6 protein-coding genes and 1 pseudogene are annotated in these 12,210 nt (G+C 69.4%); all 7 read right to left on the minus strand.

Translation table 11 applies throughout. The features are described 5' to 3' along the window. Positions 1-399 (minus strand): annotated as a pseudogene (locus H1D24_RS40995) (hypothetical protein); the annotation flags it as partial. Between the two features lie 1,814 nt (positions 400-2,213). Then, positions 2,214-4,895 (minus strand): alpha-L-rhamnosidase, encoded by a 2,682-nt coding sequence (locus H1D24_RS41000; RefSeq protein WP_181662866.1) that lies wholly within the window; start codon positions 4,893-4,895, stop codon positions 2,214-2,216. Between the two features lie 283 nt (positions 4,896-5,178). Beyond that, entirely contained in the window at positions 5,179-6,558 is a 1,380-nt protein-coding gene (locus H1D24_RS41005; protein WP_181662867.1) for an MFS transporter, read from the minus strand. A 216-nt stretch (positions 6,559-6,774) separates the two neighbouring features. Next, complete coding sequence (uidA, locus tag H1D24_RS41010; RefSeq protein ID WP_181662868.1) at positions 6,775-8,601, minus strand: beta-glucuronidase; 1,827 nt, start codon at positions 8,599-8,601, stop codon at positions 6,775-6,777. A gap of 61 nt (positions 8,602-8,662) precedes the next feature. Next, positions 8,663-9,496, minus strand: a complete 834-nt coding sequence (locus H1D24_RS41015) for an SDR family NAD(P)-dependent oxidoreductase (RefSeq protein WP_181662869.1) — start codon at positions 9,494-9,496, stop codon at positions 8,663-8,665. Between the two features lie 26 nt (positions 9,497-9,522). Further along, positions 9,523-10,725 (minus strand): glycoside hydrolase family 1 protein, encoded by a 1,203-nt coding sequence (locus tag H1D24_RS41020; RefSeq protein WP_181662871.1) that lies wholly within the window; start codon positions 10,723-10,725, stop codon positions 9,523-9,525. A gap of 103 nt (positions 10,726-10,828) precedes the next feature. After that, entirely contained in the window at positions 10,829-11,029 is a 201-nt protein-coding gene (locus tag H1D24_RS41025) for a hypothetical protein (protein WP_181662870.1), read from the minus strand. Positions 11,030-12,210 lie beyond the last annotated feature (1,181 nt).

The following is a 12,210-nucleotide window of genomic DNA, read 5'->3' on the forward strand; positions in this document are numbered from 1 at the left end:
TGCGTGCTTGCTGCCCTTTTCGCCCACGGGCAGGGACAGCCGGTGCGCGACCGTGCGCACTGCCGCCTGAAGGCCCTGGACATGCGCGAGCTGGCCGCGCCGGGCCAGTGCCCACTGGTCGTGGGTGGCCTTCGTGATCGAGCCCGCCCACCGCGAGGACGACTGCCCGGTCAGGACCCGCTTGCGTTCCGCCCATGCAGCGCCGTCGTGATCCAGACCTGCCGCACAGCGCGCCTTCAGGTCACGGGAGGCCAGCGCCCCCAGGTGGTCGCCGACCAGACGCAGTACCTGCTCGTCGTCGCCGGTCAACTGCTTGAGCCGGTCCCGGACCGCCACCCCCAACGGGCCCGGCACCACGAACGGCGCCGCCACCTCCCGCAGCCCACCCGCCAAGATCACCCTCCCCTCCAGGCCCACAGAACCCCGTCACCGCACTCAACGACCACCCCTCGACGAGGTCACCCATTCGATGAGGGAACTCTCGTTCCCCACGCGCCCACCCCAACCCGGACACTCACGCATGTACGCCAAATCACACTCGTGCGCTGTTCCGCGGCAGCAGTTTCACAACCCTTGACAGACAGCCCAAGCAAGCCAGCACGGGGGCCTCTCGGCGGCTACGCGTGCTGCCTTACGCCCTGGCCACACGGCAGCGAGCTGATCGCCGCAGGGTGGCGGACAGCGTATGGATCAGGAGATGTGGAGGAACGAGGTGGCCGGGTGATGGAGCCGGCCATCGGGCGGCGATCTTGTCGACGACCGGCTGCATCCTGCCGATCCCGACCCGACCATCGACCACGCAGGCCCGAACACGGTCACGATGGGGACACAACCCCGTGGTCGGGGTCACGGTCGGCCCGACCATGACCCTGACCACGCCTGGGCAGCGCTTGGAGACCGCCGCCCCGGACGCAGCCGGCTGCGGCCACTCGACTCCCCGTGCGGCTCGCGGGGAGCGGCGGTCACGTTCCTGCGCAGACCTGACGCGGCGTCCGCCGCAGGGGCCGAATGCGCACCAGTGCCCGTTGCACAAAGACGGGAGCCTGTGCGCACACCCGCTTGCGCAACTGCCCGCGCAATCCGACTGGGCAACACCTCATGCATTTCTTGTGCTGGCTGTGCGCAGTTGCGATTGTGTGGCGTCCACGGGGTGGGTCGACCGTGCATGGTTGGGCCTGACCACGAGGCCGGCCGTGGCAGCGGAGCAGGCATGTCGCCGGATCGCGCCGGCCTGGTCGGGGATGAGGGTGAGGTGACGGCATGGATCTCACGCATGCCCCGTGTCCGACGGGACCGGTCACCTTCTCCGAAGCGGGGATTCGCCACGTCCTGATGGCTGGGGCCGGCCGACCAGTTGTGTGCGCGCTGGTTTGAGGCCACTGGAGGGGTACGGCTGCCTCGTCCGCGAGCGCCTGCGGCGGCGGGACGGCATCCTGGGCGAGATCGTCTCCTCCATCACCGACTGCCCCGCACCCGTCGACGCCGGCTTCGCGGATGGGCCTGAACTTTCGCGGGCACGTCGGCCCGCGACTCTTGGCCGTGGCGATGAAGCGGGGGATCCCCCGTAGTTTGTCGTGGCTGGCGATCATGGCCTGTGCCGCGACGCCGTCCGTCGTTCAAGGCGAAGGGCCTGTTCGGGGTGATCAGCACGCACCGGGACGGCTGGCGGATGCCGGTCGTCGACCACCACCAGTCAGGTTGTCGCCTGCCTGGTGAAATGAATTTTCACTCCCTTCTTCTTCCGTTTGGGGCAACGCGCCAGACCCGTGACATCTCTTGCGTCTTCTCCTGTGACGTCTCGTGCAACAACTCTTGCCCGATACCGATCAGGCCTGGCACGTTTCGGCAGGTAACCAAGCATTCTTGGCATGGTCGGGGGTCTGACATCCCCTCTGCTGCCTCTTTGCCCACGCCGATTGACGGATGAGGAGTGTGTGCGGGCGTGGTTGAGCGGCAGCCTCGGGGATTGGCGGAGCTTGCTGCTCTATTGCGCGTCGGCATCGCCGCCGCGCGGGCCCGGTGTGGGGACGCCTTGAGGTGGGCCAGGCAGGGTTGTATCTCCTGGTCACGTCCGCGGCGTCAGAGGATCACCGTTCGACCGTCGTCGACAGCCGAAGCACACCGTCTATGAATCAAGGGCCACGGCAGCGGGGTCCTCGCGCCGCCTGCGGCTCTACTGCGCGACCGGAACCAGATCACCGACCACCGAGACGTCATGAAGGGAATTCGCCGTCTGAACCCCCTTTCGGCATACGCCGGGTGGCACGGAAGGTGCCTGCCGTGGCGGTCTCGGTGGTGCCGTCGGGGAAGACCACCCGTGCGGTGGTTGCCGGCGGCACGTCGGCGGTGATGGTCAGCTCGTCGCCCGTCGTTCGCCACTCGACGGTGATCGTGCCCTGCGGGGACTCGTGAGTGCCCCGGGCCCACGTCAGCGACGGGTGGGGGACGGGTGCGACCTCGAAGGACTCCCAGGCGACTGACCCCGGTGTCTGTCGCAGCCCCAGCGTGTGGGTGTGCAGGAAGCGGATCACGGCGCCCTTGCTGTAGTGGTTCAGGGAGTCGTGGGCGTCTCCGTTCTCGTCAATGCCTTCCCAGTCCTCCCAGATGGTCGTCGCGCCGCGGTCGAGCATGTACAGCCAGGACGGTGCGGTGCGCCGGAGAAGCAGCTCGTAGGCGATATCGGCATGGCCGGTGTCGGCCAGGACGGGGAGCAGGTCGCCGGTGGCGAGGAAGCCTGTGCCGAGGTGGGTGCCGGCGGCACGGATCAGTGCGACCAGGCGCGCGGCGGCGGCCGCGCGCAGCTCGTCGGGGACGAGTCCGAGGGAGAGAGCGCGTACGTAGGATGCCTGGGTGTCGCCGGTGGTGCGTCCGCCGGGGGTGAGGAACTCGGTGCGCCAGGCGTCGCGGATGCGCTCGGCGGTCTTGGTGTAGCGGGCTGCGTCCTCGGTGCGGCCCAGCACCCTTGCGACGTCGGCGAGGGTCGACGTCGAGCGGTACAGGAACGCCGTGCCGACCTCGCCCTTGTCCGCCATGAACCAGGCGATCGGGTCGGTCTGGACCGGGTCGATGCGGGTGCCGTCGGCCGCCTTCTCCTTCGGCTCGGTCCACTCGCCCCAGTGGAAGGAGCCGTCCCAGAGGTACTGCTCGTGCGGGAGCGGCTCGGCCGAGCGCTCGATCCGGGACTGGTGGCGGGCCGTGCGGGCGGTCTGCAGTGCCCACTCGACCCAGCGGACCATCGCCTCCCAGTTCTCGGCGAGGACCTCCCGGTCGCCGTAGGACTCGTACAGCTCCCAGGGGACGGCGACGATCGCATCGCCCCAGCCTGCCGAGCCGGTCATCATCGCGAACTGGTCGTCGAGGTGGTGCTTGATGCGGCGGCCGTCGGGCGAGAAGTTGGCGATCCGGCCGTCGGGCAGCTGGTCGTCGCGGACCGAGCGGAGCCATTTGCGGCTGAAGCCGAGGACGTCGTACAGGCGCGTGGCGGTGGGTGCGAAGACCTGGTAGTCGCCGGTCCAAGCGAGTCGTTCGCGAGTCGGGCAGTCCGTGGGAACATCGACGGCGTTGCCGCGGAAGCTCCAGTCGGCGATCTCATGAAGGCGGTTGAGGTCGTTGTCACTGCACGCGAAGGTGCCGGTGCGGCGCAGGTCTGTGTGGACGACGCGCATCGTGATGCTCGCGGGGTCGAGCGGGGCGCCGTCGCGGCGGATGCGCACGTACCGGAAGCCGTGCACGGTGTGGCGTGGCTCGAACGTCTCGCCGCGGCCCGCGGAGATGGCCTCGTCGCGCTGCACGAAGGGGATCGGGTCCTCGCCGGGGCGTACGGAGTCCAGGTGGGCTGTCGTCAGGTCGCCGTCGGCGCCGACGTGTTCGCCGTAGTGGATGACGGTGCGGGTGCCGGCCGGGCCGAGGTCGCTGAGGGCGATCCAGCCGGAGGCGTTCTGGCCGAAGTCGGCGATCCAGTGCCCGTCCTCGAGCTGTTTGACGGAATGCGCCGGGCGGGAGTCGACGACGCGTACGGGGGGCGCGGGCGACCAGTCGATCGCGGGGTCCTCGACCTGATCGACGAGGACTGGTTCTTCGGCGCGCGGCCCGGCGCGGAAGTCGGTGGTCTGCCCGTCCATGAGGTCGGCTCGAGTGATGGCCGACCGGGTGCTCGTCCAGGTCTCGTCGCTGCGCACGACCTGGCGTGAACCGTCCTCGTACACGATGTGCAGTTCGGCACGTGCGCCGAGCACCGTCCCCCAGCCGGCCGGCAGGCGGAACGCGCCGACCTGGCCCCGGTACCAGCCGTCGGAGAGGACGATCTCGACGAGGTTGCCGCCCGCCCTGACGGCGGCCGTGACGTCCGATGCCTGGGCGTAGAGCGTGCGGTCGTAGGAGGTGGATCCGGGCGACAGTTGGGCGGTGCCGGCCCGCTCGCCGTTCACGTACGCCTCGTACACGCCGAGCGCCGTCGCGTACAGCCGCGCCGAGCGCACCCCGGCCCGTGCCTCGAACCGCGTCATCAAAATGTGGGCCGGGCGTTTGCCGTAGCCGAGGTCGACGGATTCGGCCGGCGATATCCAGCGCGCCTGCCAGTCCTCGTCTAGGAGGCCGACCTCAAACGCGTTCCATTCCGACCACGGGGACGTGCCCTCGGTGCCCCGTGCCCGGGCCCGCCAGGCCACCTGCCGGCCGCTGCGCAGCGCCGCCCAGGGCCAGGTGAGGAACCGGTGACGGCCGGGCGCGACCTGCACCGCGGGCTGCGCCTCGCCGTCGATGGTGCATTCCAGTTCGTATCCCGTTAGGCGTCCCGCGTCCGACGGCGGCTTCCACGACAGGCGGGGTGCGGGGCCCGACACGGTGAACTCGTCACCGCCGCTGTCGATGCGCAGGTCATACGGTGCGTTGTTCATGCTCAGCTTTCTCGGAAGTTCGATGAACCCTGTTGTTTCCCACGGCGGTTGTCCCTGCGCGCGTACGGCGAGGGCCCCTCGCGGTGGGGCCGGCCGGCGCAGGCTGTCGTCCGGTCCGCCGGGGCGGGCCGCGGAGAGCCAGGCTGTCCGCTGACGCCGCGGGAGGGCGTCGAGCGGGCCGGTACAGGGGACGTGCTCCCCGGACGATGACGGATGGTGTCGGCCGGTGTGAGCGGGATGGACCACATCCCTTGCGCGCAACGGCGATTGCCGACGTGCCCCGCTACCGGACCGACTTGACCCCGAACTTGATGATCAGGCCGCCGACCAGCGCGAGGACCGCGCCACTGAGATAGAGGTATGTGTAGTTCTTGTCGGAACCCGTGACGCCGATGGTGATGATGAGCGGGGCGATCAACGGAGCGATCGCGCTGGGGATCTTCTGCGCGAAAGCGACGACGGCGAGATAGCGGCCGGCCTGGGCCCGGTCCGGGAGGATGGCGAACACGATCGCCTGGTCGACGGCGCTGAACATAGCGATGGCGAGCTGCATCAGCACCGCGCCGACGATGAGTTGGGGCAGCGAGTGGGCGAACGCCTCGGCGACCGCCCCGGCGACGAAGATCGTGGAGCCGATCATGGTGAACAGCTTGCGCCGACCGAGCTTGTCGGAGAGGAAGCCGCCCCCGATGGCGCCGCCGGCTGCGGCCAGCACCCCGATGATCCCGATCGCCGCCACGACGCCGGCGACCTCCTTGACGGGCATGTCGAGCCGCTGGGCGTAGAAGAAGGTCCCGAAGGTGGTGTTGAAGTACAGGCCCATGAAGAAGACGAACCGGCCGAGCCAGTTCCAGCCGAAGTCGGGGTACTTCCGCGGATTGAACCCATAGCTGGCGACCAGCCCCTTGAGGCTCACCTCGCTGGTGTGGACGAGTGCGCGGGAGTCGCCCTCAGGCTTCAACAGCGGGAACAGCAACAGCATGACCGATCCGATGACGCCCGGCACCAGGAACACCAGAAGCGTGCTGGAGGCCACGGTGTACGCGATGCCGATGCCGACCACCGGCGCGATCTGGGTCATGACGCTGGTCACCGCCGAGACGCGTCCGCGCTGCTCCTCGGGCACGCGGTCGGCCTGGACGTTCTGGATGGCCTGCCCGACCGTGGACCAGCCGACCATGCCGACGACCCATGCCAGGCCCACCAGGAAGACGGTCGGTGCGACGGCGATCCCCAGGAGCCCGACCATGCCGACGGCCGTGCCGGCGAACATGAACGGTGTCCGGCGGCCCAGGCGGGAGCGCATCCGGTCGCTCCAGAAGCCGATCAGAGGGCTGAGGACCAGATAGACGACCTGGGCGGATCCGGTGACGTATCCGAGCAGTTCCTCGCGTCCGGGGACGAGGTCGTCGATCCGCACGGCCAGCGAGTAGGAGAGCGGGACCATCAGGGCCAGGGAGGCCCCGAAGCTGGCGATCATGATCCAGGCGAGGTAACTCCTGCTGACCCTCTCCAGTGGCGGGGCCTCGATCTCGGGTGCGGGGGTCTCGGCCGGTTCCTCACCGAAGACCTTGGCCGGCCCTGTCGGCTCCTCACCGTCACCCTCCGCCGGTCCGGTCGGCGGGCGTCCGGCCACGCTGATGTCGCGGTCGTTCTGAGGCATGAGGACTCCTTCGTCTCATGAGTGCCAGGTGGCGCGGCAGTTGGTGGGGCCTTCTCAGTCGCTTGGGCAAAATGCATTGGAACGTTTCAATAGCCTGCTGTGGCGCCGCCGAGGTTCGCGGCGGATCAGGGGAGTGCGGGAAGAAACGTCAGCCGTCTGCGGCCTGGCCGCGGGGAGAGGCGTCAGTCGTCCGCGCCCTGGCCGCGGGGAGAGGCGTCAGCCGTCCGCGGCCTGGCCGGGCTTGCGTCCGCTCAGACCGTGCCAGCGGTGGCGAAGAGCGAACGCGGCCGTCTTGGGCTTGCGGTCGCGGGTGAAGACGCCCTTCTTGTTGCCGTCGATGCGGTGGATGCCGGCGGAGGTCTGGAAGTCGGCGAAGTTCCAGACGTGTTCGCCGACGAACTCGGGGATGCGGTCGAACACGCTGTGGTACATGGCGAGGTAGTCGCTCTGGTACTCCTCGCTCCACGGCGTGTCCCAGACGGAGTGCAGGCCGGGCTGGGTGTCGGCGCCGTACTCGGACATCATGACCGGCTTGCCGAAGCGCTGGACCCAGCCGCGGAGATCCTGCTCCAGGTATTGCTCGGCGGTGGCGAGGTCACCGGTGAACAGGTACCAGCCGTAGTAGCGGTTGATGCTCAGTACGTCGAACAGGTCGCCGATCTGGTCGTTCTGCGGCGTCGCGAACATGACCGCGGCGTAGGTGAGAGGGCGGGTCGGGTCCAGCTTGCGGGCCAACTCGACCAGCGGCTCGAAGTACTCGTGCGCACCGTCCTCGTTGGAGGCCGGCTCGTTGGCGAGGCACCACATCACCACGCTCGGGTGGTTCTTGTCCCGCTCGATCAGCTCCCGTAGGTGCTGCGCGTGGACGTCGCGGGTAGTCCCGCCGAAGTTCTCCGGCGCGAAGGTCGGCGTCGGCGGAACGCCGGTGAGCCCGCCCTGCACACCCAGGTTGAGGCCGACGGCGGCGGTCTCGTCGATGACGACGATTCCGTGCCGGTCGGCGAAGTCGAGCACCTCCTCCGCGTACGGGTAGTGCGAGGTGCGGAAGGAGTTGGCGCCGGTCCACTGAAGGAGCTGGAAGTCGTGGACGAGGTAGGCGTCGTCGTGGCCCTTGCCCCGCACGGGGGTGTCCTCGTGCTTGCCGAAACCGGTGAAGTAGAACGGTTCGCCGTTGATGAGGAACTCGGTGCCCCGCACTTCCACGGTGCGGACGCCGAAGGGCTGGGTGTAGCTGTCGACGAGTTCTCCCGCGCGGGTCTCGTCCTCGGCGACCAGCTCCACCACGAGGTCGTACAGGTAGGCGGCGCCGGGCTGCCAGAGGGTCACGTCCTCTACGCGGAGGAAGCCCTCGGGCCCGTGTGCCTCGGCCACGGTCCGGCCCGCCTCGTCGACCGCGCGCACCCGGACGGCGATCGCGTCGGCGGCCTCGCCGGCGGTCTCCACGCGGTACTCGACGGTGCCGGCCGCGCCGTCCCGTCCGGTGACGACCGTGACGTCCTCGACGAAGGTCCGCGGTGTGCTGCACAGGCGGACCGGGCGCGCGATGCCCGCGTAGTTGTAGAAGTCGTGCAGATACGACTGGCGTTCGCGGCCGTCAGGGCCGGTGGTGACAGTGCCGGGCGGGATCGTCTCGTTCGTCAGCCGGTTGTCGACGCCGACCGTCAGCCTGAACTCGGCGCCGGGATCGACGATCCCTGTCAGGTCCGCCTCGAACGGCGTGTAGCCCCCGGTGTGTTCGGCTACCAGCCGGTCGTCCACGTAGACCTGCGCGGCGTGGGTGACGGAGCCGAAGCGCAGGACCACCCGCTCGCCCGCCCAGCCGCGCGGCACCCGCACATCGCGCTGGTACCAGACGACGCCGACGTGGTCACGGATCTCCGCGTCCACGAACAGGTCGTTGTAGCTGGCGGGGACGGGGGCCTCGAGGGGCGAGGTGAGCCGCGACGTCCACGGAGTGGCGCCGGCGCGGGTGCCGAGGGCGAACCGCCACAGGCCGTCGAGGCTGACGATGTCGCGGGTGGGGCTGGTGCGGGGCGAGAGCATGGGGATCCTACGCGTCGTTGCGGGGCAGTGGCCCGAGGGGGAATGGGCAGGGCGTCGCGGATTAAATCGTTTCACCGGCGTCTGCGAGGAGCGTGCTCCCCGTCATGAAGGCCGAGAGGTCGCTCGCACAGAACAGCACTACGCGTGCGATGTCGTCGGGGACGCCGAGGCGACCGAGCAGGCTCGGCTGCATCACGGACATGATGTCCCCGGCGTCTGCGGGTGCCCCGGCGGCTGCGGCGGCCGCCGCAGCCGCTGCCAGGTTCCCCTCGGTCGGTACGTACGTCGGTGCGACGCCCAGGACCCGAATTCCGAACGGTGCGAACTCAAGGGCGAGTTGCCGGGTGATGCCGCGCGCCGCGTGCTTGGAGCCGACGTAGGCGGCGAGCCCGGGGGCCGTTCCCCGGAAGCCGGCCGTGGAGACGACGTTGACGATGACGCCACCGCTCCCGCCCTCGCGCATCCGGCGCGCGGCCTCCCGGGATCCGAGGAAGACACCGCGCGTGTTCACGGCGAACACCTCGTCCCAGGTCTTCTCGGACATCTCCAGCGCGGGAACGCTGGGAAAGATTCCGGCGTTGTTGACCCAGATGTCGACCCCGCCGAGCTCCCGGACTGCGAGATCGGCGGCCGCGGCCACGCTCCCGGCGTCGGTGACGTCCACGTGGGCGGCCACCGCGCGGCCCGGGCGGCGGGCGTTCAGATCCTCGGCGACGGTGGCGGCGAGCCCGTGCTCGATATCGGCGACGAGCACGTCCGCGCCTGCTTCGACCATGCGCTCGGCGATGGCCCGGCCCAGTCCGCGGCCCGCGCCGGTCACGACGGCGCGCCGCCCGGACAATGAGATCAGTTCGGCCAGGGACCGGGACGAGACGTCGGGTACGGATACCTGCACGATGTGTCCTTCCGGTGGGGGTGCGATCAGTTGCCCGTGCGGCGGGCGGTCTCGCCCAGCCAGGCGAGGCTGGGCTTGGGGCGCCGCTCGAAGGTCTCGCGGTCGACCTCGACCAGTCCGAACGTCGGCGCCCAGTGGCCCCACTCGTAGTTGTCGAGGAGGCTCCAGTGCAGGTAGCCGCGGACGTCGGCGCCGTCGGCGATCGCCGCCTCGAGGTGCTTCAGGGCCTCGCCGGTGTAGGCGATCCGGCGCGTGTCGTCGCCGGTGGCGATGCCGTTCTCGGTGACCAGGATCGGCATGCCGCCGGTGACCTCCACGGTGTGCCGCACGGCGATGCCCAGGGCGTCGGGCCGGTAGGCGGTTCCGACGAGCGTGTTGTCCGGGTGCTGCGGGTGGGGCTCGATGCCGTCGGGGCCGACCCACTGGCTGGAGTACGACTGCACACCGACGAAGTCGTCGCCGCGCGACCCCTCCAGGTAGAGGTCCTCCCAGATGTACTCCAACTCCCGCTTCTTCTCCTCGGCCCCCGAACGGGCGACGAAGGCGCGGTTGGCGACCGTCCAGCCGACCTTGGCGCCGGTGCGCTCGCGCAGCAGGTCCCGGACGGCGTGGTGGGCCTCGACGAGCCGCTCGCCGATCTTCATGTCGGGGGCCGGCAGCGGCGGCCGGGGGCTCTCGTTGTCGAGGGTGGGGCTCTGCCACTCCCCGGCCGCCTGCTGGTCCTGCATGGCCTGGGCCATGCCGATCATGATGGCCAGCATGTTCGGCTCGTTCATCGTGACGACCCACTCGACGCCGTCGAGGATCGGGGTGACCGCCTCGGCGTATGCCCCGAACCGCTCCACGGCGCGTTCACCGAGCCAGCCGCCTTCCTGGGCGAACCAGAGCGGGCTGGTGAAGTGGTGCAGGGTCACGACCGGCGTCAGGCCGAGTTCGAAGGCCGTTTCGATCATGCGCCGGTAGTGGGCGAGTTCGGCCCGCGAGATCATCCCGGGGACCGGCTCGATCCGTGCCCACTCGATGCCGAAGCGGTAGGCGTTGAGCCCGGCGTCGGCGAGCAGTCGCATGTCCTCGCGGTACCGGTGATAGCTGTCGCAGGCGTCACCACTGCGCTCCATGCCCGGCATGCGCCCCTCGCTCGCCCAGAAGTCGCTGTTGAGGTTGTTGCCCTCGATCTGGTGCGGTGCGGTGGAGGCTCCCCAGAGGAACCCGGGAGGGAATTCGGTCATCATCGACTGCTTTCCTGAGTGTCGGTGGTGAGGGCCTGGTGGCGCTTGCGCCACGACCTGGCCGTTCGGGCGCGGTGGGCAACAGCCTCAGTGCGGAGGGTCTTCAAGGGGGTGAGGCGATCTCTCCTGCCGGGCCGGTCCCGTGAGCGTCGCGGTGCGAGCGGACGCTCACGCGGTGGCTGACGTGCCGGGCGACGGCGGCGCGTTGCCGGAGGGCGACGAACGAGTCGGGAACGCGTGCCTGTGTGGACGAGGCGAGTGCCGCGGCGGGTTCGTCGCAGACGATGAGCCGGGGCCGGGGCACGAGCGCAGTCGAGGGTGTGGGTGGTGAGTGCTCATGGGTGGGTTCCTTCGTGGGGAGCCGGTGGGCCGCGACCTTCGTCAGTCCGTCAGTCCGTCAGTCCGTCAGTGCGCAGGTACGCGGCGCGCGTGCGCCAACTCTTACCATGCGGTTGGTTTTGGCTTGGACGGTAGACCGGGATCGCAAGGGCAGGAAGTCTGTCGCTCGGCTTCGTGATCAGAACGTTACGTGGCGGCGTCTCGGTCATTGGGAAGGCGAGCGCACTGTGAGCAAGGCGAAAACTGGCGGCCCGTATGACAAGGCGGCGGCCCCACGCGGGCCTGCTGCACCACTTCGGCAACAAGACGACCTCCTCGCCGTGGTGCTCGCGAGGGGGTCAACGAGGAGTGGCAGTACGGCTGTCACGGGTTGTCGGAATGGACGAGCTCGTGCCGTATCTGGGGGACTTCTGGGCCGCCATCAGAAGTCACCCGGATTGGTTCGCCTGTGGATCGCACTTGCCGTGGCTGCGTCCCACCCGGATCATCCGGCGCACGCCTACTTCGTACGGCACTACGCCGTCGGGTGCATGCGCTTCGTCCAGGGCATGCACCCGACGGCGGGCCGCGGCGAACTGCACAAGGGGCTCGCCCCCCGAAATGCGCGGCGCTTCTGCTCCAGGCCTTGCTCAACGGCCTTCAGTCGCAGAGCTGTTGGAACGAGGTCTCGACATCGTCGGGCGGATCCGCGCGTTCCTGGACCTGATCTAACAAGGGCCGTCTTCAGGCCGGCGGCCGAGAGCTGGGAGTCCTCCAGGGATGCGCGCGGGCCCTGAGGCTGAAGTCGCCCATGGGCGTGAACTTCAGCTCGGGTAGCGTCGTCGACGCATCGCAACCGCCCACAACGACCGCATCGCCGAACTCTTCGACGTGCTGTGCATCAACCGCTACTGCGGCGACATCGTCGCCCTCGGCACCTGGCTCCGCGCCAAGGGCTACCCACCCGCATCGGTATGGCGGCCGATGCGCGTGTTCATTTCGAATCGTCTGTGTTGTGGGTCAGGTCAGCGCACCAGGCGCACTTCGCGCAGCCGGATGGTGGTTGCAGGGCCGACCGCTTCGAACCGGACCTCGACGGGTCCGGCGGGATGGTGTGCGTCGAGTGGGAGCACCTTGGAAATTTCCTCGCCCTCGGGATGAGGCAAA

It is taken from the genome of Streptomyces himalayensis subsp. himalayensis, from assembly GCF_013778455.1.
GTDB classification, from domain to species: Bacteria; Actinomycetota; Actinomycetes; order Streptomycetales; family Streptomycetaceae; genus Streptomyces; species Streptomyces himalayensis.

What these genes read in the sequence shown, in the direction of transcription:
- H1D24_RS41020 (WP_181662871.1), bottom strand. Translation starts at nt 10,725, where the DNA reads ATGACCGAATTCCCTCCCGGGTTCCTCTGGGGAGCCTCCACCGCACCG.
- H1D24_RS41005 (WP_181662867.1), bottom strand. Translation starts at nt 6,558, where the DNA reads ATGCCTCAGAACGACCGCGACATCAGCGTGGCCGGACGCCCGCCGACC.
- H1D24_RS41000 (WP_181662866.1), bottom strand. Translation starts at nt 4,895, where the DNA reads ATGAACAACGCACCGTATGACCTGCGCATCGACAGCGGCGGTGACGAG.
- uidA (WP_181662868.1), bottom strand. Translation starts at nt 8,601, where the DNA reads ATGCTCTCGCCCCGCACCAGCCCCACCCGCGACATCGTCAGCCTCGAC.